Below are 24,809 nucleotides of genomic sequence, written 5' to 3'. Positions count from 1 at the left end.
CACATGTCGCACCCGGCATCAACGCAGATCCTCGTAGCCGGCGCCGGTCCGGTCGGCATGATCGCGGCACTGGCGCTTGCGCGCGCTGGTTTCGTAACGGCGCTTGTCGGCCCGCCGGCCCCGAAAGACGACCGCCGTACCACAGCTGTCATGGCGCCGTCGCTGGCATATCTATCCACGCTCGGGCTGGATGACGGGAGCTTCGCCGGTGCCGCGCCGCTGCGCACGATGCGCATCATCGATGCCACGAGCAGGCTCGTACGCAGCCCGACGGTCACTTTCCATGCCGCCGAGATCGGCGAAACGCGGTTCGGCCTTAACGTTCCGAATGTGGTTCTTAATGCTGCGCTTGAGCAGGCGGTGAGCGAACAAGCTGGTGTAGTGCGTGTAGAAACGACGGTAACTGATTGGAATTTAAACAGTTCCTATGCTCAGGCTGTTCTTGAAGATGGCGCGACGATCCGATCTCGGCTGGTCGTCGCGGCTGACGGGCGCAATTCGCCGGCGCGCGAGGCTGCCGGCATCAACGCACGGCGGCGCGAGTTGCCGCAAGCAGCGCTGGTGTTGAGCTTCGCGCATGAGCGGCCGCATGGGGGCTGCTCGACCGAGTTCCACACCGAGGACGGTCCGTTTACGCAGGTACCGTTGCCTGGCGACCGGTCCAGCCTCGTGTGGGTCACCAAACCGGACAATGCGCGCGAACTGCTCGCCCTCGGGAACGAAGAACTGGCACTGCGGATCGAAGAGCGCATGCAGTCGATGCTCGGCAAGATCGCAATCGAAGGCGGACGGCAGGTCTATCCGCTGGCGGAGATATCCGCATCGCCGGTCGCGCGCGCCCGTGTCGCGCTCGCTGGCGAGGCCGCGCATGTATTTCCGCCGATAGGCGCCCAGGGCCTCAATCTCGGTATCCGAGACGTCGAGGATATTGCGTTGGCGGCACAGGCGCACCGCGACGACCCGGGCGCGCCCGCCGCACTTGACGCCTATGCGCGGTCCAGGCTGGGCGACGTTACGGCACGGTCGGGCCTCGTGAACCTGCTCAACCGCTCGCTGCTTTCCAGCTTTCTGCCGGCGCAGATCGCACGCTCAGCAGGGCTGACCGCAATGCGCGAAATCGGTCCGCTGCGAAATCTTGCGATGCGGGAGGGACTGCGTCCAGGTAGCGGTTTTTCTTCGCTTTTTCGTTCTTCACGGGAACAGGTCGGCGGGTAGCAGGCCGGCTTTGATCACATAAAGCAGCAAGGTCACGCTTGCGACGGAAGCCACGGTGGTGATGAGGATCGTCGCCGATGCGCGTTCCACCCACACGCCATATTGCTGGCCGATCACAAAGACGTTCGTTGCCGTCGGCAGCGCTGCCAGAAGCACGGCCGTGTAGACCCAGACGGGATCGAAGTTTCCAACCAGGCTGATGACAACCAGGCAGATCGCCGGGTGGACGCACAGTTTGAGAAAAGAGATCAGGCCGATTTCCGGCGGCAGGCGTTTGAGTGGCCGCAATGCGAGCGTCACGCCCATGGCGAATAGCGCACATGGCGCCGCCGCGCGTGAGAGGTAGTCGAGCAAGGTATCGATCGGCAGCGGTGGCCGGACTTCGAATGCGGCCGCACTCACGCCCACCGCCGTGGCGATGATGAACGGGTGAAGCGCGATCTTCCTGACCACATTGAGCGCGACGGCAAGCGGCGGGCTGTCGTCGCTGCCGGCCAGCGCCATCATCATCGGTGCGATGGCGAAATGCATCATGTTTTCGACGCAGAAAATCAGCGCCACCGGAACCGCGGCTGCTTCGCCGAAGGCCAGAAGGGCAATACCCGGCCCCATGAAGCCGATATTGCCGTATGCGGCGGCAAGCCCTTTCACGGTGCTTTGTGCCACCTCGCCGCGCGAGGCGATTACGGAAATGACGAACATCAGCGCAAAGACAAGAAAGGTGGAAAAAACCGAACCGAAGATGAAGGTGAACTCGGTCAGTTTTTCGATCGGCGTCTTCGAAAGCAGCTGAAAAAACAGTGCCGGCAACGCGACATAGATGATGAAGGTGTTCATCCAGCCCAGTGCGTCGAGCGGCTGCCTGGTGATGCGCGCCACCGCGTAGCCCAGAAAAATCATCCCGAAGAACGGGAGCACAAGGCCGACAATTTCCGTCATGGTTACCTTCGTTGCATGCCCGCCGGGCTAACGTTAGTCCGCGTACGGCGTCAAGCGCACCACCGCAATGCAGCATAGGTACTATTGAATTGTGCGCTGCATTGCGCCAGATAAATGCGCAAGGAGCATTATCATGGACGGCAATGTGAGGGTCGCGCGTTTTGGTCTGGGACAGGTGGTTCGTCACCGGCTGTTCCCGTTCCGCGGCATCATCTTCGATATCGATCCGGAGTTCGCGAACACGGAGGAGTGGTACGAGTCCATTCCGGCCGAGGTTCGGCCGCGCCGTGACCAGCCCTATTACCATCTGCTCGCCGAGAACGACGAGACCGAGTATGTCGCCTATGTGTCGGAGCAGAACCTGCTGGAGGACACTTCAGGAGACCCGGTGCGCCACCCGCAGGTGAAAGAGTTTTTCATGATCACGCCCGACGGCCGCTACGAACCCAAGGCGCACGCCCAGCATTAGCTGACCGGGCATTCATCCGGACACGAAAAAGGCGGGCTTGCGGCCCGCCTTTTCGTTTCAGATCAGACTGCAGGATCAGTTGCCTGCCTTGGCCTTTTCCTGCTCCTCGCGCAGCTTGCGCTGGAAGTCTTCATTGTTCTTGTTCACGAACTCTTCGAGCTGGCGCTGGCGGTCTTCGATGTCCGACTGCTGCAGTGGCGGGCCGTCATAGGCATCGGTGAAGCCGGCCAGCGTAATCTGGATCGGGTTCGGCTGGTTCTGGAAATTCACCGAAGTCAGTGTCAGCGAAGAACCGCGCTTGAAGGAATTGACGATCTCGTCGCTGAGAACGACTTCGCCGATGCAGCGGTCCGGCAGGCAGATTGCATAGTCGATCTTGCGCGCCTGGCCGCCATCGACCTGCATTGCAATGCCTGGCTGAACCATACGGCCCGAAGGCACGGTGATCTGGAAGACGCGCTGATTGACCTTGCCCTTCAGCTCGAGCAGGCTGATGCCGGTGATGAGCTGACCGGACTCGGCAACGACGATGTTTTGCACATTGCAGATATCGACGTCTTCCTGCTTGGTGCAGGCCTTGAACCAGCCTTCCGGAAGCTGCGGCTGCTGCTGCGCCCAGGCCCCAGTCATGCCGCCAGCAAGCATCGCCGCTGCGGCAATGGCTGTGGCCGCTGCGCGGCTCGCGATGGTCGTCCGGAGTTTCATGGTGTCGTTTCCCTTTGTCAGACGCGGAGGCGGCTGTTGCCCACCCTCTTTCCACGCTTGGTTGTTGGCCAAATGAGGCAACAGCATGACTTGGTGCGCCTGTTACAACGCGCGATATGCCAAATCCAGTGTGATTTCGACACACAGCCCGATTTCGTCCATACTCGGTTAAGAACGGAGCTGCGCTTCGACACCACCTCGAATACCCATTTCCAATGAGCGGAGAACACCCACAGATGCGCATTCTGCCTGCCGTGATTGCCTCGACGTTCCTTCTGGCGAGCGCCCAGTTTGCCACGTCTGAGCCCATGCACGCGCTTGCCATGCACGGCGAGCCGGCACTGCCCGCGGATTTCGAGGCCTTTCCATACGCCAATCCCGGTGCACCCAAGGGCGGTCGAATCAGCTATGGCTGGCAAGGCAGTTTCGACAGCCTCAACCCGTTCATCGTGCTGGGCGACGGCGCGCGCGGCCTGTTCGATGCCGCTTTCGGAAACAACGTCTTCGACACGCTGATGCTGCGCTCGCGCGACGAGCCCTTCACGCTTTATCCGTTGCTGGCTGAATCGGTCGAGACCGACGCCGACCGCACCTTCGTCGAGTTCACGCTCAATGCCGATGCGCGCTTCTCCGACGGCGAGCCGGTGACGGTGGAGGACGTTATCTTCAGCTACAAACTGCTCAGCGAGAAGGGGCGGCCCATCTACAAGGCCTGGATCGGCCGGGTGGACAAGATGGAGAAGGTCGGTGAGCGCGGCCTGAGGTTGACCTTCAACGACAAGGCCGACCGCGAGACCCCGTTGCTGCTGGCCATGCTGCCGATCCTGCCCGCGCACGCGACGGACGCCGAAAATTTCGACAAATCCTCGCTTGAGCCGCTCACCGGCTCCGGACCTTATGTCGTCGACAGCGTCCGGCCGGGCGAAGTCGTGATCATGAAACGCAACCCCGACTATTGGGCGAAGGACCTGCCTTCAAAGCGCGGCTTCGACAATTACGACGAAATCCGCATCAACTATTTCCGTGATGCCAACTCCATCTTCGAAGCCTTCAAGAAAGGCATCATCGACATTTATCCCGAGTCCGATCCGCTGCGCTGGGCGAGCGGTTATGATTTTCCGGCCGTCACCGAAGGAAAAATCAAACAATCCGAGTTCGAGACCGGCACGCCTTCGGGCATGTATGGTTTTGTGATGAATGTGCGCCGGCCGGTTTTCGCAGACCGTGAGGTGCGGCGCGCCATTGCCGGCCTGTTCGATTTCGAATGGGCGAACAAGAACCTTTACGCCGACGCCTACACGCGCACGAAAAGCTATTTCGACGGCTCCCCGCTTTCGTCCAGCGGCCGCCCGGCCGACGATGCGGAGAAGGCGCTGCTCGCCCCCTTCCCCGAAGCGGTCGTGCCCGAAATCATGGCCGGCGAATGGGCGCCGCCGAAATCGGATGGCAGTGGTCGCGACCGGGCCTTCCTGAAGAACGGGCTCGATGCCCTTCGCCAGGCCGGCTACACGCTCACCGACGGCAAGATGATGGCCCCGGACGGCAAGCAGCTTACTTTCGAGATCATGCTCAACGGCAAAAGCGGCGAACCGCTGGCGATTGCCTGGCAGCGTACGCTGGGCCAGCTTGGCATCGAGGCCACCATCCGTTCGGTGGATTCGGCGCAGTTCCTTCAGCGGCAGCGCGTCTATGATTTCGACACGATGCTGATGAATTACACATCCTCACTGTCGCCGGGTGTGGAGCAGGCCTTTCGCTGGGGTTCAGGCGCCGCGGACCAGGACGGCACCTACAATTTCGCGGGCGTGAAGAACCCCGCGATCGATGCGTTGATCGAACAGATCGTCTCGGCGCGCGACCGCGCGGATTTCGAAGTTGCAGTACGCGCCTATGATCGCGTTCTTTTGAGCGGCTTTTATGTGGTGCCGCTTTATCATCAGCCGGACCAGTGGATCGCGCACTGGGCAAACATCAATCAGTCGGGCTACACGCCGATCTATGGCGAGCAGTTTCCGACATGGTGGGACGATGGCAGCCGCCCGCCTCAATAGACGGAGCGCTTCATGACCGAAAAAACCGGCATCTCGGTCGACGTCATCTCCGATGTCGTCTGTCCGTGGTGTTTCATTGGCAAGAAGCGGCTGGCCAGGGCCATCGCGGCGGTGCCAGATGTTGACGTCACCGTACGCTGGCGTCCCTACCAGCTCGACGCAACGATCCCGCCCGAGGGGCTCGACCGGAAACAATACATGATCGCGAAGTTCGGCGGTGAGGAGCGGCTGAAGCAGGCGCATGCCCAGATGCTGGAAGCCTCGCGCGACGACGGGATCGACTTCGCGCTGGGCGACATCGAGGTTTCGCCCAACACGCTCGATGCGCACCGCGTCATCCGCTGGGCCGGGAGTTCCGAAACCAACCGACAGGACGAGGTGGTCACTGAACTGTTCAGCGCGTTCTTCGAACAGGGGCGTAATGTCGGCGACCACGAGGTTCTGATCGATGTCGCCGGCAAGGCCGGCATGGATGCCGCGATCGTCGAAACACTGCTTGCAACCGATTCCGACCGGGAGGCCGTGCGGGCCGAAATCGAAACCGCCCAGCGCATGGGCATCACCGGTGTGCCGTGTTTTCTGTTGGAAAGCCGTTATGCGGTCGTCGGCGCGCAGGATGCGGCGATGCTGGCTGACGCCATCAGCCGGGTCGCTGCGGCAAAGGCCGACGGCACGCTCGACGAACCACCGCAATAGCCGCGATCAGGCGGCCTTTTTCTCGATCAGCTTCACCAGCTGCGTGACGATCACTGCCGAGCCTGCAAGGCGTTTCTCGGCATTCGGCCAGTCGCGCGTGAACACGACGCTCTGGTCGGGCCGGATCTTGGCCAGTGAGCCCTGTTCGCCGATGAAGCGGATGAGGCCGGCCGGTTCGGCAAACTCGCGCTTGCGGAAATGCACCACCACGCCCTTGGGTCCCGCGTCCAGCTTTTCGACATTGGCACGGCGGCAGAGCGCCTTGATGTAGACGATCTTCAGCAGATGCTCGACCTCGTCCGGCAGCGGGCCGAAACGGTCGATCAGCTCCGCGCCGAAAGCATCGATGTCCTGCGCGTTGTCGATCTCGCCGAGACGGCGATAGAGGCCGAGCCGCAGCTGCAGGTCCGGTACGTAGCTTTCGGGGATCATCACTGCCGTGCCGACGGTGATCTGTGGCGACCAGGTGGTGTCGGCGGCATCGGTCTGGCCGCGCATTTCGGCGACCGCCTCCTCCAGCATTTGCTGGTAAAGCTCGAAACCGACCTCGCGGATATGGCCGGACTGTTCTTCGCCGAGCAGATTGCCGGCGCCGCGAATGTCGAGATCGTGGCTGGCGAGCTGAAAGCCCGCACCCAGCGTATCGAGCGACTGTAGCACCTTAAGCCGGCGCTCGGCGGTTGCCGTCAGCGTCTTGTTGGCCGGCAGCGTGAACAGCGCATAGGCCCTCAGCTTGGAGCGCCCGACGCGGCCGCGCAGCTGATATAGTTGTGCCAGACCGAACATGTCGGCGCGATGCACGATCAGCGTGTTCGCGGTCGGGATATCGAGGCCGGATTCCACGATCGTCGTGGACAGCAGCACATCGTACTGGCCCTCGTAGAAGGCGTTCATGATGTCGTCGAGCTGGCCCGCCGCCAGCTGGCCATGGGCGGTCGCAACCTTCAGCTCCGGCACATGTTCCTGCAGGAAGTTGCGCACTTCCTCCAGATCCGAGATTCGCGGCACGACATAAAAACTCTGGCCGCCGCGATAACGCTCACGCAGCAGCGTCTCTCGGATCACCAGCGTGTCGAAGGGCGAAATGAAAGTGCGCACCGCCATGCGGTCGACCGGCGGCGTGGCGATCAGCGACAGCTCGCGTACCCCGCTCAAGGCCAGTTGCAGCGTGCGGGGGATTGGCGTTGCCGAAAGCGTCAGCACATGCACGTCCGATTTGAGCTCCTTCAGGCGCTCCTTGTGCTTGACGCCGAAATGCTGCTCTTCGTCGATGATCAGGAGACCGAGATTCTTGAAGGTGACCGACGCGCCCAGCAGCGCATGTGTGCCGACCACGATATCCACCGTACCGTCGGCAAGACCCTTCTTGTTCTCCGCCAGCTCCTTCGAGTTCACCAGCCGCGACGCCTGCCGCACTTTGACCGGCAGGCCGGCGAAACGCTGGGAGAAGGTCTTGAAATGCTGGCGCGCCAGCAGCGTTGTCGGCACCACCACGGCCACCTGCAGCCCGCCCATGACCGCGACGAATGCGGCGCGCAGCGCCACCTCGGTCTTGCCGAAGCCGACATCGCCGCAGATCAGCCGGTCCATCGGCCGGCCGTTGGACAGGTCGTCGACCACGGAGTCGATTGCGTTCTGCTGGTCTTCCGTCTCGTCATAGGGGAAACGCGCGGCAAACTCCGAATAAAGCCCGTCCGGCGGCGTCAGCACCGGCGCGCCGCGGGTCTGGCGTTCGGCTGCCAGGTTGATCAGCTGGCCCGCCATATCGAGCAGGCGCCGTTTCAGTTTCGCCTTGCGCGCCTGCCAGGCGCCGCCGCCCAGCCTGTCCAACTGTGCTTCTGCTGCCTCCGAGCCGTAGCGCGACAGAAGCTCGATGTTTTCGACCGGCAGATAAAGCCGGTCATCGCCGGCGTAACGCAATTCCAGGCAGTCATGGGGCGCGCCGACCGCTTCGATGGTTTTCAGGCCGACAAACCGTCCGATGCCATGATCGGCGTGGACGACGATGTCGCCCGCCGCCAGCCCAGCCACTTCGGAGATGACATTGGCGCCCTTGCGGCGTTTGCTGCGCCTGATCAGCCGGTCGCCGAGGATGTCCTGTTCGGCCACCACGGCGAGCTTCGCCGTTTCGAAACCGGCTTCGAGCGGCAACACGCCGAGGCCGATATGCCGCTCCGGCAGCTTGCCAAGCTCTTCCAGCGTGGCCACGCGGTCGAGGTCCTGCAGGTGATGTTCGCCGAGAATCTGCGCCATGCGGTCGAGCGAACCTTCGCTCCAGCCCGCGATCAGCACCCGACGGCCCGCAGTTACATGGCCGCGGATCAGTTTCACCGCCTCGTCGAAGACGTTGCGGCCAGGATCGGCACGTTCTGCGGAAAAATTGCGGCCGGCATGCGCGCCGGCCTGCATGATCACGCGATCGCTGGTTTCGGGCGTCTCGAAGGCGCTGAACTCGAACAGCCGGCGCTCACGCACTGTCCGGTCGACAGCTTCCGGCGACATATAGAGCGCGTCCGGTTTCACCGGCTTGTAGGGTACCGCATCGGCCAGCGCCGACCCTGACGATTGCGCGAGCCGCGCCTCGTAATGTTCCTTGATCTGATCGTAGCGTTGCTTGAGGGCGTCATGCGCCAGATGATCGAATACAACCGGCGCATCCGGCAGATAATCGAACACCGTTTCCAGCCGCTCATGAAAGAAGGGCAGCCAGTGCTCCATGCCGGCGAAGCGGCGGCCTTCGCTGATCGCCGCATAAAGTGCATCGTCGCGCGCCGGCGCGCCGAAAGCCTCGATATAGCTGCGGCGGAAACGCGCGATCGTTTCGGGCGAGAGCGAAACCTCGCTCATTGCGCCCATTCGAAACTCCTTGCGCTGGCCGGTCGTGCGCTGCGTCGCTGCATCGAAGGCGCGCACCGATTCCAGCGTGTCGCCGAAGAAATCGAGCCGCAGCGGCTCCGGTGCACCCGGCGCGTAAAGGTCCAGAATACCGCCGCGCACGGCATATTCGCCGACCTCGCGCACGGTCGAAGCGCGGTCGAACCCGCCCGCTTCCAGCCGCGCGACAAGCGCTTCCATCTGCACCTGGTTGCCGGCGCGGGCGACGAACTGATCGGCTGCGATCACCTCCATCGCCGGCATGCGCTGCAGCACCGCATTCGCGGTCGCGATCACGACCGCGCGGTGCGGTTTTTCCTTCAACGCAGCCATTGCGGTCATCGCGTCGAGGCGCCGCGCCGCGGCGTCGGCGCCGGGCGAAACACGGTCGTAAGGCAGGCAGTCCCAGGCCGGCAATTCCAGCACCGGGAGCGATGGAACCGCGAAGGCCAGTGCCTCGCGCAAGGAAGGAATACGCTGCCCATCCCGCACCACGAAAAGCAATGGCGCATCACGGTCGAGACCTTCGACGAGGGCGGCAAGCGCGAAGGCCTCATAGCCGTCGGCAACGCCGCTGACGACGACAGGTCTGCTGTTCGAGCCTTTCGGCCGGATCGGATCGATGAGTTTCATGTTGTTACAGCTTGGACGCCGTCGCGCGGATATCGCGGAACAGCCGGGTATCGAATGCGGGCGGCACCGGCTGCTCACCGGTCATCCATTTCAGAAGGTCCCCGTCAGGCACTTCCAGCAACGTTTCGAACTCGTCCATCCGCGTCTCGTCCATGCCCGCTATATACTCGTCGGCGAAGCGGCCCAGAATCAGGTCGGCTTCGCGCATGCCGCGATGCCAGGCGCGAAAGCGTGCGCGGCGGCGGCGCGTTTCGAGGTCGGTGTCTGTCTGTCTGGCGAGTTCGGTCATCGGATTCCTGTCGGCAGCGCGGATATACAGTGGAACAATGTGGCTGTCAGCCTTGCGCGGTGCGCTTTCGGACATATGGTTCAGCCATGCGCCCGCCCCTGCTCGATCCGCTGTTTGCACCTGTCACGACACTCGACGGGGTCGGGCCGAAAGTCGCTGATCTGCTGGAGCATGTCATACCGGCCGATCTCGGCGGTCGCGAGGCGCGCGTCGGCGATCTTCTTTTCGTGCTGCCGCACGCGGTAATCGACCGGCGCAAGCGGCCCGGCATTGCGGCTTCGCCAGAAGGCGCGATCGTAACGCTCGACCTTACCGTGGACAGGCACCAGCCTTCGCCGCGCGGGCGGCCCAACGTGCCTTATCGGGTCTTTGCGTTCGACGAGACCGGCGAGATTGCGCTCACATTCTTTCATGCCCGAGCGCAATGGCTGGAAAAAATACTCCCGGTCGGCGAGAACGTCGTCGTCAGCGGCCGCATGGAATGGTTCAACGGCCGCCCCTCAATGGTTCATCCCGACCACATGGTGAGCGCGGCGGAAGCCGCCAGCCTGCCGCTGATCGAGCCTGTCTACCCGCTCACGGCCGGGCTCTCATCCAAGGTTCTCGCGCGGGCCATAGCGCAATCCCTGATCCGCCTGCCCGATCTGCCGGAATGGCAGGAAAAGGCAGTGCTCGAGCGGCTCTCGTTCCCGGCGTTGCGCCCGGCGCTCGCGGCGCTTCACCGGCCTGAAGATCCGGCCGACGCCCTTCCCGACGGCCCTGCCTGGCGGCGGCTTGCCTATGACGAGTTGCTCGCCGGCCAGCTTGCGCTGCGGCTCGTTCGTGCGCGTACGCACAAGATGTCAGGGCGGCCGCTTGCCGGCGACGGCCGGATCGAACAGAAGCTGCGGGACGCCCTGCCCTATTCGCTCACCCGTTCGCAGCTCACGGCTATCGACGAGATCCATGCCGACCTCGAAAAACCGGAGCGCATGCTTCGGCTGCTTCAGGGCGATGTCGGCGCGGGCAAGACGGTCGTTGCGCTGCTCGCCATGGCGCGCGCCGCCGAAGCCGGCACGCAGTCGGCACTCATGGCCCCGACCGAAATTCTCGCCAGGCAGCATCTGGCCACCATTGCGCCCTTGGCGGAAAAGGCCGGGCTCACCGCCGTGCTTCTCACCGGCCGAGCCAAGGGCAAGGAACGCAACGCAACTCTGGCCAGGATCGCTTCCGGCGAAGCCGACATCGTGATCGGCACGCATGCGCTATTCCAGGAGGCGGTCGAATATCGCGATCTAGGGCTTGCGGTGATCGACGAGCAGCATCGTTTCGGCGTCCACCAGCGGCTTGCCATTTCCGCCAAGGGCGAGATGCCCGACATGCTGGTCATGACCGCCACGCCCATCCCGCGTACGTTGGTGCTCACTTCATTCGGCGACATGGAAGTGTCGCGCCTCACAGAAAAGCCGGCCGGCCGCAAACCCGTTACCACCGTCACCATGCCGATGGAGCGGCTCGGCGAACTCGTGGCGCGCATTGGCGAGGCGATTGCGCGCGGCGAAAAGGTGTTCTGGATTTGCCCGCTGGTGGAGGAATCCGAAGTTGTCGGTCTGACGTCGGCGCTGGACCGGTTTGCCACGCTTGAGAAGGTTTTTCGCGGTCAGGTCGGCCTTGTCCATGGCCGCATGCCGGGACCGGAAAAGGACGCAGCCATGCTGGCCTTCCGCGATGGCGATACGCGCATTCTGGTAGCGACAACAGTCGTCGAGGTCGGCGTCGACGTGCCGGACGCAACAATCATGGTGATCGAGCATGCCGAGCGGTTCGGGCTTGCACAGCTGCACCAGCTGCGTGGGCGCGTCGGCCGTGGCGACAGCCCCTCGAGCTGCGTGCTTCTCTACAAGAACCCGCTCGGCGAGGTCGCCAAGGCGCGGCTGTCGGTGATGCGCGACACCGAAGACGGCTTTGTCATCGCGGAAGAAGATCTGCGGTTGCGCGGTGAAGGCGAGGTTCTGGGCACCAGGCAGTCGGGCATGCCCGGATTTCAGGTCGCCCGGCTTGAGCTCCATGCGGATCTGCTGGAGACCGCGCGCGACGATGCCAGGCTCCTGCTGCACAACGATCCGGGACTGGAAACTGCGCGCGGCAAGGCGTTGCGCTACCTGCTTTACCTGTTCGGGAGGGACGAAGCCGTCCGGCTTCTGCGATCGGGCTAGCCGCTCTAGGCGGCGTCTTTGGGCGTAACCGTTTCGGCCGGTTCTGCGCCCTTCCTGCGTTTGGCCGACGCAGCCATTTCCGCCAGCCGCTTCTGGTTTTCGTCAGGCACCACAAGGCCGGCGGAAATCACCAGCTTGGCAGCCTCTTCCACCGACAGCGACAGTTCGATCACGTCCTCACGTGGCACATACATCAGAAAGCCGGTCGTCGGGTTCGGTGTCGACGGCAGAAAGACCGCAATCGAGTCCTTCTGTTTCGGGTCCAGCATGCGGGTGACCTGGTTCTGCTTTTCGCTCGACACGAATACGATCGACCAGGCACCGCGGCGCGGATATTCGATCATCGCGACCTTGTTGAACGTCTCGGCCTGATTGGAGAGGATCGTCTCGAAAATCTGCTTCAGGCCGCGATAGATGCTGCGCACGAGCGGCATACGGTCGAGCAGGTATTCGCCATAACGCACGATCGAGCGGCCGATGAAGTTTGCGGTCAGAAAACCGACCAGCGTTATCAGCACGATGGCGACGATCAGGCCGAAGCCCGGAACGGCGAAAGGCAGATAGTTGTCAGGGTTGTAGCGCGCCGGAATATAGGGCTTCACCCACGAGTCCACCCAGCCGATGAACGACCAGGCGAGATAGGCGGTAATCGCCAGCGGCGCCGTCACGATGAATCCCGTGAGGAAGTAGTTTCTGATACGGGTCATCAATGGCTGGGGCTCGACTGTCGGGATTGCGCTTAGGCGGCGCAGCATAGTGTACGCCAGGTGCTATTTGAACAGGAATGTAGGTCGAACCGTGGCGGTTGCTACTCCACCGTCACCGATTTTGCCAAATTGCGCGGCTGGTCGACATCGGTGCCCATATGCACGGCCGTATGATAGGCGAGCATCTGGATCGGCAGCGCATAGATGATCGGCGCGATGATCTCGGGCATGTCCGGCAGCACGATTGTCTCGAGCGTATCCACCGTTGCCTTGTCGGCCCCGCGCTTGTCGGTGATCAGGATGATACGTCCGCCGCGCGCGGCGACCTCCTGCATGTTCGAAACCGTCTTTTCGAAGATGCGGTCATGCGGTGCGATCACGATCACCGGCATGGTCTCGTCAATCAGCGCGATCGGTCCGTGTTTCAGTTCGCCGGCGGCGTAGCCTTCGGCATGGATGTAAGAGATTTCCTTGAGCTTCAGCGCGCCTTCCATGGCGAGCGGGAAGTTGGTGTCGCGCCCGAGATAAAGCACGTGGCGCACCTGCGAGAGTTCCCGCGCCACCTTCTCGATCTGGTCGTCGAGATGCAGCACCTGGCTGGCAAAGCGCGGAGCCTCGGAAAGCTCGCGCACCAGCGTCTTTTCGCGTTCGGCCGAGATGTGGCCGCGCTGGCGCGCCGCGCGCACCGCGAGCGAGGCCAGCACCGAAAGCTGGCAGGTGAACGCCTTGGTGGAGGCGACGCCGATCTCCGGGCCGGCGAGTGTTGGAAAGACGCCGTTGGATTCACGGCCGATTGTGGATTCCGGCACATTCACGATCGAGGCGATCGGCACGTTGTTGTCGCGGCAATAACGCAATGATGCCAGCGTGTCGGCCGTTTCGCCCGACTGCGAAATGAACATCGCTCCCATGCGGCCGTTCATCGGCGCCTCGCGGTAGCGGAACTCCGACGCGATATCGATGTCGACCGGCAGCCGCGCGATGCGCTCGAACCAGTATTTAGAGATCAGCCCCGCCAGGTAGGCGGTACCGCAGGCCGAGATCGCCAGCCGGTCCATGTTGGCGAAGTCGAACGGCATCGCCATGTCGCGGGCGGTGCCGGCGGAAAAATCGAGGTAGTGCGCGAGCGTATGCGAGATCACTTCCGGCTGCTCGAAGATTTCCTTCTGCATGAAATGCCGGTGGTTGCCCTTGTCGACCAGGTAGCTGGTGCCGACCGACTTCTGGCGGGCACGCTCGACCGGATTGCCGGCCATGTCGAATATGCGCAGTTCCTTGCGGCGGATGACCACCCAGTCGCCGTCTTCCAGATAGGTGATGGAATCGGTGAAGGGTGCCAGCGCGATGGCGTCGGAGCCGAGAAACATTTCGCCGTCGCCATGGCCGACAGCGAGCGGCGGGCCGTTGCGTGCGCCGATCAGAAGATCATCGTCGCCACGGAACATGATCGCCAGGGCAAACGCGCCTTCGAGGCGCGACAGCGCCTTGTGTGCGGCATCCACCGGAGCTGCGCCGCGATCGATTTCGCGCGCGATCAGATGCGCGACGACTTCGGTATCGGTCTGCGAGGCAAACTCGTAGCCGTCTGCGGCCAGTTCATCGCGCAGTTCGGCGAAGTTTTCGATGATCCCGTTGTGCACGATAGCAACGTCGCGCGAGAAATGCGGATGCGCGTTGGTCTCGTTCGGCACGCCATGCGTGGCCCAGCGGGTATGGCCGATGCCGATCAGGCCGCCCAGCGGCGCTTCGCCGATGCGCTGTTCGAGATTGACGAGCTTGCCTTCGGCACGGCGGCGGTCGAGCGCGCCGCCTTCAATGGTGGCGACGCCGGCGGAATCGTAACCGCGGTACTCAAGCCGTTTCAGCGCATCCACGATCAATGGTGCAACGGGTGTGTGCCCGATAATGCCAACGATGCCGCACATGGCCTAGCCTTCCTCGCCCGTCCTCAACTCGACCGCCTTGCTATGCGGTGACGGATCGGGACAAAACTCAAATATCGTTACGTAATGTCGCAGAAACTGGTTGCGACCCGGTTACTTGTTGCCCGATTTGTGCGCCGCCAGCCTGCGCCGCAGCATCTCGGCCCGGCCTTCCTTGTTCTCCTGGCGCGACCGGCCGATGGCCAGCGCGTCGTCCGGTACGCTGGAGGTGATCACGCTTCCGGAGGCGACATACGCGTTTGCGCCGATTTTCACCGGCGCCACCAGCGATGAGTTCGAGCCGATGAAAGCACCCGCGCCGATCTGCGTCAGATGTTTGGAAAAGCCGTCATAGTTGCAGGTGATCGTGCCGGCGCCCAGATTCGCCCGTGCGCCCACCACGGCATCGCCGACATAGGTCAGATGGTTGATCTTGGCGCCCGACGCCACGTCGGCGTTTTTCACTTCGCAGAAATTGCCGACCTTGGACGCCTCACCCAGCTTGGCACCCGGCCGCAGCCGCGCAAACGGCCCAACCTCCGCCCCCTCGGCGATTGTTGCCCCGGCAATGTGCGAAAATGCACGAATCGTCGCGCCGCCGGCGATGCGTACATTCGGGCCGAACACGACATTCGGTTCCACCAGCGTATCGGCGCCGATTTCGGTGTCGTGCGAAAAGAACACTGTCTCGGGTGCCAGCAGCGTTACGCCGGACAGCATTGCGGCGCGACGGCGGCGCTGCTGCCAGATATTTTCCGCCGCAGCCAGTTCGGCCTTGTTGTTGATGCCGAGCACACTTTCGAAAGGCGCTTCCACGGCGACAACGACCAGCCCATCCTCATTGGCGATCTCGACAATGTCGGTAAGATAATATTCGTGTTTGGCGTTGTCGTTTCCGATCCGGTCCAGCAGCTCGAGCGCATGCTTTCCCGAAAAGGCAATAAGGCCGCCATTACAATAGGTTATGAGTTTTTCTTCGTCAGAACAGTCACGCTCCTCGCGGATCGCGGCCAGCCGTCCGTCGGCTTCGATCAGCCGTCCGTAGCCGGTAGGCTCGGCGGTCCGGAAACCGACCACGACCACGTCGGCGCCGGCCGCGAGCCCGCCGCGCGCGGAGCGCAACACCGAGGGATCGACAAGCGGCGCATCGCCGAACACGACAAGAATGTCGTCATAACCGCGCTCGATGGCAGCACGTGCCGTCAGCACCGCGTGGCCCGTTCCCAGGCGGTCCTGCTGGCGGAAATACTCAGTTTGCGGCGCCAGCCGTTCGATCGCGGCATCCACCTCGTCGCCGCCACTGCCGGTGACGGCCACAATTTCGGCCCCGACTTCCTTCGCTGCCCTGATCACATGCCCGACCATCGGCAGTCCGCCGATCGGGTGCAGCACTTTGGGCAGTGCGCTTCTCATCCGTGTACCCTCACCGGCGGCAAGAACCACGCACAGGCAGGATCGGTCGGTCGTCATGGAAGGCTCCGGCTTAGAATCGGCCTCGACAGTTGGCGGCAAGCTTTAACACCCGCGCGGCGGCGCACCAATGGCGGACATCGTGCAGGGTAAACGCGTGTCCGCTCAGCCCAGAGTGCCCAGTCCTGGAAAGGTTTCCAGCAGCCAGTAGGATGCGGCCTGCACACCACCGGTGACGAAGAAGATACCGGCCAGAACAAGCAGCGCGCCCATTGCCTTTTCGACCCGCCCGAGATGCACGCGGAAACGGCTGAGAAAGCGCATGAAGGCACCGGAGAAGAGCGCCGCAATCAGGAACGGAATGCCGAGACCGGCCGAATAGGCGGCAAGCAGCAGGGCTCCCTCGCCCACCGTGCTCTGGCCGCCAGCGAGCGTGAGGATCGGTCCCAGCACCGGGCCGATACAAGGTGTCCAGCCGAATGCGAATGCCAGGCCCATGACGTAGGCTGCGACGATGCTTGCGGGTTGTCCGCCTGCCTGAAACCGCGCTTCGCGCGACAACAGAGGAATGCGCAGGACGCCCAGGAAATTGAGCCCCATGACGATAATCACGATACCCGCAACGATTGCCAGTTCCTGCTGCCATACCCTTAGAAGCCCGCCGATGGTCGATGCTCCGGCGCCGAGCGCGACGAAAACCGTCGAGAATCCGAGCACGAAGGCCAGTGCGGCCCTCAGCAGCGGCAGGCGCGCCGCAACGCGCTGCTGTGCGGCATCGGCGCGGAAATCGTCCACCGATACGCCGGCCATGTAGCACAGATAGGGCGGCACCAGCGGCAGCACGCACGGCGACAGAAATGAAATCGCGCCAGCGCCAACTGCGGTGATGTATCCGATCTCGGCCGCCATATGTCCGTCCTGCATGTTGTGTCCTGGCGCATATAGCGGCAGCCGTGCAGTCGGGCCAATCACCATCGCGTGGCGAAAGCGCGCAGCAGCTGCCGTCCACGCGCTCCCTGCCGACGGTAACCATATGTTCACCTTGTCGGTATGCGCCGCACCCAACCTGCTAGACTTGGAGCGGATCGAAGCTGGGGAGCTTCCGGCGATGAACAGCGCAGCACGTCCGCGCATGCTGGCGGATTTCGCGTACAAAGACACGAACAGTTTCGGCGTGGTCAGGCTCGCTGCCGCGATTGCCGTGGTTGTTACGCATGCCTATGGCATTGTCGGCGGCTGGGCGCTTCCCGAGCTGCTCGAACCATCCACGGGATGGTCGCTCGGGGCGCATGCCGTCCATGTCTTTTTTGTGCTGTCGGGCTTCATGATTGCCGCCAGCTGGGAGCGGTCGGCGAGCTGGCTGGATTTTGCCGTTGCGCGGTCGCTGCGCATTCTGCCGGCGCTGATCTGCGTCAATCTCCTGATCGTCGTTCTTGCCGGACTGTTCATCACGACGGCGGAACCGGCCGCCTATTGGAGCCCGGACAATATCGGCTCTTTCCTGGTCCGGGCCACATTGCTGTTTTCGGTCGGCGTTTCGCTCGACGGTGTCTTTACCCACAACCCGATGGGCAATTCGGTCAATATCCCGATCTGGACGATCCGCTTCGAAGTCATCTGCTATCTGTCGGTCATGGCGTTCATGACAGCGGTCGCGGCGCTGCGGCTGCGGGGCATGACGCGCCTTGCGGCCATAGCGCCCGTCCTGGTCGCAAGCGCCATCGTGATTGCCAATGCGGGGCATCCCGAAGAATTCAGCTTTGCCGCCCAACTCGCGCGCTTTGCCTTCGCTTTCTATCTCGGTGTGGCATGCTGGTTCGCGCGCCACCTGATTGCGATCCGTGCACGCACAGCTCTCCTGTTCCTGGTGGTCGCTACCTTGTCGGCCTGGAGCGAACTGCCGGTCCGTTACCCGGTCATGATCCTGGCGACAGGCTATCTGAGTTTCTGGGCCGGATCGCTTGCCATGGGCGGGCTGCAGCGCTGGACGTCGCGCACCGACCTTTCCTACGGCGTCTACATCACCGGCTTTTTCATCCAGCAATGGCTTGTCTACGCCTTCCCGGACATCAGCGTGTGGCAGAACGCCGTTGTTGCGACCGCGCTGGCGCTGGCAGCCGCGTGGCTGTCCTGGACCTTTGTGGAGAAACCGGCGCTGGGGCTGCGGCACAAATTCGGGTCACGGGGCGCCCCGCAGCCGCGCCTGCAGCCGGCGGAATAGCCTGCCGAGAAAGATTCCGCGCCTAAAACCGCGCACTTTCGTAGGTGCCAGAATACCCGAGAATTACCACTTGGTGGCCGATCTCGATCTTCAAAAGTCATTCAATTCATAGTATTGTTTCGCGTCATTCGACAACATAGTGCCGTATCGCCTTTTTGGGAGGTCGGAGCGCTGATCGTTGATCGGAATACATTTGTCGATTTAACGTCCTTAATCTACGCTTCTGTACTAGATTGCGATAGATGGGGCGACTTTCTTGAATTGCTTACCGTGCGATCGGGCGGCGTTCGTACCCATCTATTCGGGCATGATCTTTCAGCGCATATTACCCTCGGTCTAACGACGGCCGGCTACGCGCCGGAGTTTGTAGAAAGCTACTTTAATTACTACGGCAGCATCAATTCATGGGCCCCCGCTTTCTCAAAAATGCCGGCCGGAGTTGCTTGGCCATCGCAACTCATGTGTTCCAGGGAAAAGCTGCTGAAGTCGGAGTTTTATGCCGATTGGGTTCAGCCACAGGAGGACGTCGTTGCGGGCGGTGGTGCATTGATCTTCGCAGCCGCCGATCGGCTAATAGCCTTCGGCGGCAATATTCGTCGAAAAGATGAAGAGAAATTGGAAGCGCGTTGGCTACGAACGGTTGATATATTGGTCCCTCACATGAGGCTCGCTTTCGATATCAGCCGAGCCCTTGCGGCGAAAACGGTCGAAGCCGAGGCCCTGCAAACTGGCAGTTCTTTGGGGAATACGGCCGTCTTGTTGCTCGCCGACAACGGGTTCCTCCTATTCGCCAATGCGTTTGCAGAACAAATGATCAGGGAGGGACATCTTCTTAGAGATGACATGTTTGGCCGGGTGACATTTACAGACACGCTAGCCAGAGGGGCGCTAGACCGATGTATGCGAGACATGCGTCAAAAGCTCAGACCGATTGCGTTGAGCCGTAAGCTCAGAGATCAGAATAATGAAATCGAACATACGGTTAGGGCTGTCGAATACCAACCTGAGCTGCATCCAACGCCTATGTTTAATCTGGCAGTTACCTACTGGAGGTCCAGTTTGCTGATTACCATAGATGTCGTCCGAAATTCAGTCCGCGCCCATGCGGCGTTCGCACAGGAAAATGGGCTGACGGCTGCGGAATTGTCGGTTGCCGTTGCTCTAGCGAATGGGCTTTCGCCAACGCAGATAGCCGAGAAGCGCGCGACAAGTATTCTCACTGTCCGAAATCAGCTTCGCAGCGCCATGTCCAAGGCAGGCGTACGACGCCAGATCGATCTCGTGAGGCACATCGAACGCTCCCGTTTTCGGCATAGGTGATGCAAACGCAATAGGGGGCTGCGCTGTAGAGGGCGTCTAGCGCAAATGTCTGCTCAGCGCGCATGAGCATAACTTCCACTCATAGTCAATTTTAGTCATTTAATTCACAACGCAGCTCGCTACTGATCGGCCATTCAGACAGCAACCGGATAAGGCCAGTTCCATGTCAATAGAGCTAGCATCGCTGTTGGCGGCGCATTTCTTATGCAACGCACAGGCCAATAATGCGCCAATGGCGAGTTAGTTTTACCGCTTAAAAATTGCGCGGAATCTATACTTGTCCAAACTAAGGACCTACCCGCCAGAGGGTCATGCTCGTCGTGTTAGGTCGCGCTTTATGGGAGAGAGACAATGTCAGACGTATCAGCTTTGCAGGTTCAGTGCAGAAAAATGGTCGCGGATCCCGACGATTTCAAAGCTGGTCATTATATGTTCGCTAGCGGCGTCGCAACATTTCCTCCCCTCGGAAGCGAGCCAAATCCACAAACCCCTTTCCGGCACAACATTGTCTTTGACATCGCGCTGTCCCGCCAACCTGAGGACGATGCGGTTGTTCACGTTGCCCCAGCGTGGTTTGGTGCTTCAGGATCCGCCGATTTCATACATTACAACTTCAAAGAGCCGACAGTATCGGTCGTCGGTAATAATGTGCGGGTAAACGTCGCCGTCGAGATTGGAGGCAGATTCCCGTGGTTGCAGGCGGTAAGCTTCTTCTGCGTAGCGAGGGCAAGGCGATAAACGGTCTTTGCATTGGCGAGATGGTGAGCGCGCAGGGGCTCGAACCCTGGACCTACTGATTAAAAGTCTCGCATGAATCAAGCAAATTCAACTGCTTGGCTGAAATTGACTGCAGTTTGTCGCACATTTTGTCGCAAAGCCCCGCCGCTCATTGGGGCGGAGCGGCGGGGTGCCCGGATACTCGCCGCCGGGCGGCGGTTACGCGAAAACGAGGATCAGGCCAAAAACAAGCCAGAGCAGCAGCAGGGTCCAGTCGATTGCCTGCTGTCCGCGTGTGTCACGAGGAGCGGCCATTCTTGCCTCCGAAGGGCAGGTTTCCGCTGTCGGCCAGCAGCAGGACGCGCCGCGCAAGGCGGCCGCCCGTCATCGCCAGCAACCCGGCAAGCAGGTTCTGCCAGATGGTGAACTCCAGCCCGGCCCAATCGGCCAGCGGGCCGGTGCCGAACGTCGCGAAGAACAGCCCGGCCGTCAGATATGCAATGCGCATGCGACGGTCGCGGTCGGGGGAAAACAGCCATGCCAGCAGCAGACCGAGGCCGATCGAGCCCACCAGTTTCATGTCATCCCAGCTGATTTGCCTTAGCCAGTCCATTGCGAAATCGTGCCTCTTTCTGCCGGGAGTGCGGGCCGCCAGCGTGTGCAGGCGGCCTCGTTGTGCATTCAGCCGATCCGGCTGCCTGCGCTCACACGGCCCCAGATGCCAACCAGCGCCGACACCGCGGCCACCAGATTGTTGATCGCCACCTGCGTCTCGTTGATTTCGGCCTGGCCGAGATCGAGCCCGAAGATCGGGCCGATCAGCATGGCGATCGCACCAAGGCCGCCGAGCACGCCTTTCGACTGAAACCACTTCTTCACGCCTTCCATTGTCTCGCCTTTCAATAGCTGGTCGATCGTCGATAGCGGCGCGGACGGAAACACGATGCGGACCCCGCGCTTGTAGGCGCGGGCCAGCGCGATCGTCTGCGCGGCCGTTTCGAGTTTCGCATCGTCCTGGCGGGCCAGCGCCACCAGTGCCGCCTCCCCGGCTTCGGCCGGGATCAGCAAACCTTCGGGAACAGGAACTGGAAGGTTGGGTATTGGTGCGGACGCCTTGGCTGCCCGCCAGGCGTCGAGCGCGATTTCCGCCCATTTGAGGCGGCCGGCGACGTGGCTTTTCGCCGGCCGCTCGAAGTGTTTTTCGAATGCTACTACTTTGTCGCGCAGCGTGCCGGCCGACAATATCGCGGCCACGGCCGCGCTTTCGTCACCCGCTCCACTTGCGGGGTCACCGCCCCGCAGCTCGAGGAACAACCATTTGTAGTTGGATTCCTTCGAGGTCGGGTCATAGCCGTTGCGTTTGCAGTAGTCTTCGAAAGCGCGGCGACGCGGGCCGGTCCACTGCCAGCGATAGCCGCCACCCCGGCTGCCGGGCACCAACGGCTTGTCCTCTTGCATGTCGGTGAAGCCCTTCGACTCCCAGCCGCCATTGCCGGCGACCGCTGCACCGCCGAGCTCGTCAAACGGAAAATCGCGCATCAGCTGATCGATCAGCCAGGGTGCCTCGGTGCGAAAATGCGCTTCCTGCTGTGCCCGGTTCATTAAAGCGTCTCCTTTGCGCCTTTTTGCGCCCTAATCCATCCAGGCTTCCCAGGACGCATAGCCCTGATTGGTGCTGCTGAAATTTGTGGCGTCGTCTGATGACTGAACTCCGAAATTGAAGCTCGTACCGCCTGTGACCGAGCTGACGTACGGCACATAGGCGCGGTCGCCGATCTTGTACGAATAGTTCGACATGCGGATATGCGGCTCTGCCGGATAGGGATGGTCGTACGTGACGGTGACCACCGCATAGGGGTTGCTCGTGTTGCCAGTGAATGTCTCGCGCCCCTGCTGTCGCGGCAGCCGGTAGCGGGTGATGGTCAGTCCCGAACCGTTGTCGACCGTATAACCTGCGCCACTCACCAGGCCGGTGATCTCGTTGAGCGACACCAGGCTCATGGTCGTTGTGCCGGAAATGCGATAGGTGCGGATGAAGTAGTCCAGCGCAGCGCCGCCGATGATCCTGGGCGAATTGAACTCAACCGAAATATCGTGCGTGCAGCCGTCGATCGCGACGTAGGCGCCATAGATCACGCTCGCGTCGATCTCCAGTATCGGGTTGTTGAAAATCAGCCGGACATCGCCCTGCACGTGCGAATTGAAGTTGTCGAAATAGATCGGGGCATAATGCGTCTGCCCGGGCGTGCTCACCTGGCGGAAGATGCAGTCGTTAAAGATGAAGCTGCCGGAGTGAACGGAGCCGGCAAAAATGCAGATGCCGCTCGTCATCGCGCTGCCGATGAACGTCACATCGTAGAATGCGATGTTTTTGCCGGCGATGATGCCGCCAACGTAGGTACCGCCGAAAAAGCGGATATCCTCGACATTGCCATGCACATCCTGTGCCTGGTTCAGCGCGCCGTTGAACACGCCCATGCTGAAATTGTGAACCTCGATATCGCGGCATGGCACCGCGCCGACGGCGCCGGAACCGCCAAACGCAACCGAGTGGCGCGTGCCGTATGAAGGGCCACCGAGACGGCCTTTCTGGCTGTTGATGATGGCGAGCCCGTAATCATTGCCGGTGGCGGTCGGTGTTGCGTTGTATGAGACCCCGTCAAAGTCGAAATCGTAGCAATGCAGCAGCTCAACGCCGATGTAGCGGCCGTCGCCGGTGCGGACGTTGTGCACGACCGGGCTGTCGATCTTTTCGACAAGAAGACCACGGACGCCCGCCGCTGTCGGCTCCGCAAGCCGGAAGTTTCTGAAAATCGTCTGCTTGCCATCGAGCCGGTAGAGATCGACATCGGCGCTGTTGTAGGCGGCATAAAGCGGCGTGAAGATGTTGACGGTCGAGCCCGTGAGGCTGTGAACGCGCACGAACTCGCCGGCACGGTAGGACGCGCTGACCGGGCTCCAGGAGCTGTCGGTCGGATTGTAGATCAGGAGCACGTCGCCATTGGAGACGCCGGCAGCGCTGGTCAGCGGCAGTTCATGCGCGCCCCGCGCCACATTGCCGCTCAAATCGCTGATGGCGGTGAACGCGCCGGTGACGCTGATCGCCGCCGTGGTCGCCCAGGACGATGCCGCGCTGGCATCAAGGCCGGTCGCGTGCGAAGCGCCCTCGACCACATCGCCCGGATTGAATGCGATTTCGGCCGTGATCCTGGATACGCCGACGAAGCGCTTCACCTTGCCGCGTGTCGATGCCGCCCATTTCTGAATGGCGGCCGTTGCGTCGGTGCCGCCGCCGGCCCAATCGCCATCGAGCGGCGCGCCAAACTGTTCTTCGGTCAGAACGCCAAAGGAAGGCAGAGCATAGAGCTTCACGCCGCCGGCTGTGGCCAGATCGTGGTCGCTCGCACCGGAAGCCGCCACCTGATAGCGATAGCCGCCAGCCTGCAGGGTATCGCCGCTGGCGACGTTGGCTGCGTACGCCAGGTAGCTGTCGGCCAGCATGGCCGCGACCGTGGCAAACGTGCTCCTGTTGTCTCCGCCGCCCATATCGGCGCGCCAGGCCGTGCCGTCCGTAAAGAGCGTTGCGCCCTGGTTTCTGGCCAGCACGATGCTTGTCTTGCCGTTGATCTGTGCGCCAGTGCCATTGATTGTCAGTGCGCCGGCGCCGATGTTGAAAAAGCGGACGTGAAAGCCGGCTCCGGCCGAAGCCACAGCCGGGAGGCCGAAGGCTATGGCCGAGGCCTTGTTGGCGACGATCGTCTTGCGCACATCGGCGGGCAGAACCGTGTAGTCGTCGGTCTTGACGCTCTCGACGCCATTGATCGGTTGGCCGATCGAAGCGGCGGCCGCCACCGCCTCCGCCGCCTTGGCTGTGGCAATGATCGCGTTGGCTTCTGCCGCCTCGATCTCCGAAGCGACCGGGCCAGGCGCAAACTTCTTGGCCGTCGCATCCCATTTCAGCAGTTGCGAATCGCCCAGCACCGGCAAAACCAGGCTGCCGTCGAACTCAAGATCGACGCGCAATGCCCGGTCGATATCGCGCCGGGTTTCGGACAGGATGGTCGCCTGCTTGGCGAGCTCCTTTTCCAGCTCCGCACCGGAGACGGCGCCGCCCTGGGTGGCTGCTATCTGCCGTTCATGGGTGCGGCGCGCCTGATGGTACCAGTCTGTCGTCGCCGGCACGTTGGCGGCAAAGGTGACTGAAAAAGTGTCGTAAAGAGCGGAAGCCGTTTTCGTGATCGTGCAATCGGCCGTAACGTCGGTGAACACCTCCTCGCCGTCTGCACGGGCATAGACCACCACGTCGGCCGTATCCCAGACCTTGTAGCCCGAAGGGCCGTAGGGACCGGGCGTGCCGTTGCCAACCAGGATGGCGGATTCGCGCGTCTCGCGCGGCAGCGGAAAGGGTGAAGCCGTCATGCCGTAGCCCCATGGGAATGGAGCCGG

Annotated in this window: 19 protein-coding genes; 8 read left to right on the top strand and 11 right to left on the bottom strand. The window is 62.1% G+C overall.

The window, feature by feature from the left end; genetic code table 11:
- Positions 1–3 precede the first annotated feature (3 nt).
- On the top strand, positions 4–1,215 hold the full coding sequence (locus EP165_RS15210) for a UbiH/UbiF family hydroxylase (protein ID WP_127523686.1): 1,212 nt from the start codon (positions 4–6) through the stop codon (positions 1,213–1,215).
- Here EP165_RS15210 and EP165_RS15205 read toward each other — a convergent pair.
- The gene (locus EP165_RS15205) at positions 1,192–2,154 is read right to left on the bottom strand and encodes an AEC family transporter (protein WP_127523685.1); all 963 of its coding nucleotides are present in this window, start codon (positions 2,152–2,154) and stop codon (positions 1,192–1,194) included. The two genes, EP165_RS15210 and EP165_RS15205, sit on opposite strands and share 24 nt — an antisense overlap.
- 133 nt (positions 2,155–2,287) lie before the next feature.
- On the opposite strand from EP165_RS15205, the gene hspQ reads away from it, so the two are divergent.
- Positions 2,288–2,623 carry a heat shock protein HspQ gene (hspQ, locus tag EP165_RS15200; RefSeq protein WP_206075922.1) on the top strand — a complete coding sequence of 112 codons (336 nt, stop codon included), beginning with the start codon at positions 2,288–2,290 and terminating at the stop codon, positions 2,621–2,623.
- Positions 2,624–2,698: 75 nt separating this feature from the next.
- Here hspQ and EP165_RS15195 read toward each other — a convergent pair whose 3' ends face one another.
- Positions 2,699–3,268 (bottom strand): invasion associated locus B family protein, encoded by a 570-nt coding sequence (locus EP165_RS15195; protein ID WP_245440176.1) that lies wholly within the window; start codon positions 3,266–3,268, stop codon positions 2,699–2,701.
- A gap of 296 nt (positions 3,269–3,564) precedes the next feature.
- Between EP165_RS15195 and EP165_RS15190 the strand changes: the two genes are divergently transcribed.
- Positions 3,565–5,379, top strand: coding sequence for an extracellular solute-binding protein (locus EP165_RS15190; RefSeq protein ID WP_245440172.1), 1,815 nt, complete (start codon positions 3,565–3,567; stop codon positions 5,377–5,379).
- Positions 5,380–5,391: 12 nt separating this feature from the next.
- A complete protein-coding gene (locus EP165_RS15185; RefSeq protein ID WP_127523683.1) occupies positions 5,392–6,075 on the top strand; it encodes a DsbA family oxidoreductase in 684 nt (227 codons plus the stop codon).
- Between the two features lie 6 nt (positions 6,076–6,081).
- Here EP165_RS15185 and mfd read toward each other — a convergent pair whose 3' ends face one another.
- Together mfd and EP165_RS15175 are read right to left on the bottom strand one after the other, a co-directional pair.
- Complete coding sequence (gene mfd / locus EP165_RS15180) at positions 6,082–9,582, bottom strand: transcription-repair coupling factor (RefSeq protein WP_127523682.1); 3,501 nt, start codon at positions 9,580–9,582, stop codon at positions 6,082–6,084.
- 4 nt (positions 9,583–9,586) lie between these two features.
- Positions 9,587–9,871, bottom strand: coding sequence for an FAD assembly factor SdhE (locus EP165_RS15175; protein ID WP_127523681.1), 285 nt, complete (start codon positions 9,869–9,871; stop codon positions 9,587–9,589).
- A gap of 86 nt (positions 9,872–9,957) precedes the next feature.
- Here EP165_RS15175 and recG point away from each other — a divergent pair, with 86 nt between their 5' ends.
- Positions 9,958–12,066: an ATP-dependent DNA helicase RecG gene (gene recG / locus EP165_RS15170; protein WP_127523680.1), complete on the top strand. Its 2,109-nt coding sequence runs from the start codon at positions 9,958–9,960 to the stop codon at positions 12,064–12,066.
- Between the two features lie 5 nt (positions 12,067–12,071).
- Here recG and EP165_RS15165 read toward each other — a convergent pair whose 3' ends face one another.
- The 4 genes from EP165_RS15165 to EP165_RS15150 form a co-directional block, all read right to left on the bottom strand.
- A complete protein-coding gene (locus tag EP165_RS15165) occupies positions 12,072–12,773 on the bottom strand; it encodes a DUF502 domain-containing protein (RefSeq protein WP_127523679.1) in 702 nt (233 codons plus the stop codon).
- A gap of 101 nt (positions 12,774–12,874) precedes the next feature.
- Positions 12,875–14,698 carry a glutamine--fructose-6-phosphate transaminase (isomerizing) gene (gene glmS / locus EP165_RS15160; protein WP_127523678.1) on the bottom strand — a complete coding sequence of 608 codons (1,824 nt, stop codon included), beginning with the start codon at positions 14,696–14,698 and terminating at the stop codon, positions 12,875–12,877.
- A gap of 111 nt (positions 14,699–14,809) precedes the next feature.
- Positions 14,810–16,165, bottom strand: coding sequence for a bifunctional UDP-N-acetylglucosamine diphosphorylase/glucosamine-1-phosphate N-acetyltransferase GlmU (gene glmU / locus EP165_RS15155; protein WP_127523677.1), 1,356 nt, complete (start codon positions 16,163–16,165; stop codon positions 14,810–14,812).
- A 105-nt stretch (positions 16,166–16,270) separates the two neighbouring features.
- Positions 16,271–17,014: a cytochrome c biogenesis CcdA family protein gene (locus EP165_RS15150; protein ID WP_127523800.1), complete on the bottom strand. Its 744-nt coding sequence runs from the start codon at positions 17,012–17,014 to the stop codon at positions 16,271–16,273.
- Positions 17,015–17,213: 199 nt separating this feature from the next.
- Between EP165_RS15150 and EP165_RS15145 the strand changes: the two genes are divergently transcribed.
- From EP165_RS15145 to EP165_RS15135, 3 genes are all read left to right on the top strand, one after another.
- Positions 17,214–18,326 carry an acyltransferase family protein gene (locus EP165_RS15145; RefSeq protein WP_164743059.1) on the top strand — a complete coding sequence of 371 codons (1,113 nt, stop codon included), beginning with the start codon at positions 17,214–17,216 and terminating at the stop codon, positions 18,324–18,326.
- Positions 18,327–18,440: 114 nt separating this feature from the next.
- On the top strand, positions 18,441–19,646 hold the full coding sequence (locus tag EP165_RS15140) for a helix-turn-helix transcriptional regulator (protein ID WP_127523675.1): 1,206 nt from the start codon (positions 18,441–18,443) through the stop codon (positions 19,644–19,646).
- A 351-nt stretch (positions 19,647–19,997) separates the two neighbouring features.
- Positions 19,998–20,384, top strand: coding sequence for a hypothetical protein (locus EP165_RS15135; RefSeq protein WP_127523674.1), 387 nt, complete (start codon positions 19,998–20,000; stop codon positions 20,382–20,384).
- A gap of 277 nt (positions 20,385–20,661) precedes the next feature.
- On the opposite strand, the gene EP165_RS15130 is transcribed toward EP165_RS15135, so the two are convergent.
- The 3 genes from EP165_RS15130 to EP165_RS15120 form a co-directional block, all read right to left on the bottom strand.
- The gene (locus EP165_RS15130) at positions 20,662–20,943 is read right to left on the bottom strand and encodes a hypothetical protein (protein ID WP_164743058.1); all 282 of its coding nucleotides are present in this window, start codon (positions 20,941–20,943) and stop codon (positions 20,662–20,664) included.
- A 101-nt stretch (positions 20,944–21,044) separates the two neighbouring features.
- Complete coding sequence (locus EP165_RS15125; RefSeq protein ID WP_127523672.1) at positions 21,045–21,965, bottom strand: phage tail tip lysozyme; 921 nt, start codon at positions 21,963–21,965, stop codon at positions 21,045–21,047.
- A gap of 30 nt (positions 21,966–21,995) precedes the next feature.
- A complete protein-coding gene (locus EP165_RS15120) occupies positions 21,996–24,782 on the bottom strand; it encodes a phage tailspike polysaccharide lyase family protein (RefSeq protein WP_127523671.1) in 2,787 nt (928 codons plus the stop codon).
- Positions 24,783–24,809 lie beyond the last annotated feature (27 nt).

This window comes from Mesorhizobium sp. Z1-4, assembly GCF_004000235.1.
In the GTDB taxonomy this organism is placed as follows: Bacteria; Pseudomonadota; Alphaproteobacteria; order Rhizobiales; family Rhizobiaceae; genus RCIO01.
This window is presented reverse-complemented; position numbering and strand designations above follow the sequence as displayed.

Bases quoted from the DNA above. Each gene is read 5' to 3' on its own strand.
- EP165_RS15210 (WP_127523686.1), top strand. From the start codon at position 4: ATGTCGCACCCGGCATCAACGCAGATCCTCGTAGCCGGCGCCGGTCCG.
- EP165_RS15205 (WP_127523685.1), bottom strand. From the start codon at position 2,154: ATGACGGAAATTGTCGGCCTTGTGCTCCCGTTCTTCGGGATGATTTTT.
- hspQ (WP_206075922.1), top strand. From the start codon at position 2,288: ATGGACGGCAATGTGAGGGTCGCGCGTTTTGGTCTGGGACAGGTGGTT.
- EP165_RS15195 (WP_245440176.1), bottom strand. From the start codon at position 3,268: ATGCTTGCTGGCGGCATGACTGGGGCCTGGGCGCAGCAGCAGCCGCAG.
- EP165_RS15190 (WP_245440172.1), top strand. From the start codon at position 3,565: ATGCGCATTCTGCCTGCCGTGATTGCCTCGACGTTCCTTCTGGCGAGC.
- EP165_RS15185 (WP_127523683.1), top strand. From the start codon at position 5,392: ATGACCGAAAAAACCGGCATCTCGGTCGACGTCATCTCCGATGTCGTC.
- mfd (WP_127523682.1), bottom strand. From the start codon at position 9,582: ATGAAACTCATCGATCCGATCCGGCCGAAAGGCTCGAACAGCAGACCT.
- EP165_RS15175 (WP_127523681.1), bottom strand. From the start codon at position 9,871: ATGACCGAACTCGCCAGACAGACAGACACCGACCTCGAAACGCGCCGC.
- recG (WP_127523680.1), top strand. From the start codon at position 9,958: ATGCGCCCGCCCCTGCTCGATCCGCTGTTTGCACCTGTCACGACACTC.
- EP165_RS15165 (WP_127523679.1), bottom strand. From the start codon at position 12,773: ATGACCCGTATCAGAAACTACTTCCTCACGGGATTCATCGTGACGGCG.
- glmS (WP_127523678.1), bottom strand. From the start codon at position 14,698: ATGTGCGGCATCGTTGGCATTATCGGGCACACACCCGTTGCACCATTG.
- glmU (WP_127523677.1), bottom strand. From the start codon at position 16,165: ATGACGACCGACCGATCCTGCCTGTGCGTGGTTCTTGCCGCCGGTGAG.
- EP165_RS15150 (WP_127523800.1), bottom strand. From the start codon at position 17,014: ATGGCGGCCGAGATCGGATACATCACCGCAGTTGGCGCTGGCGCGATT.
- EP165_RS15145 (WP_164743059.1), top strand. From the start codon at position 17,214: ATGAACAGCGCAGCACGTCCGCGCATGCTGGCGGATTTCGCGTACAAA.
- EP165_RS15135 (WP_127523674.1), top strand. From the start codon at position 19,998: ATGTCAGACGTATCAGCTTTGCAGGTTCAGTGCAGAAAAATGGTCGCG.
- EP165_RS15130 (WP_164743058.1), bottom strand. From the start codon at position 20,943: ATGAAACTGGTGGGCTCGATCGGCCTCGGTCTGCTGCTGGCATGGCTG.
- EP165_RS15125 (WP_127523672.1), bottom strand. From the start codon at position 21,965: ATGAACCGGGCACAGCAGGAAGCGCATTTTCGCACCGAGGCACCCTGG.
- EP165_RS15120 (WP_127523671.1), bottom strand. From the start codon at position 24,782: ATGACGGCTTCACCCTTTCCGCTGCCGCGCGAGACGCGCGAATCCGCC.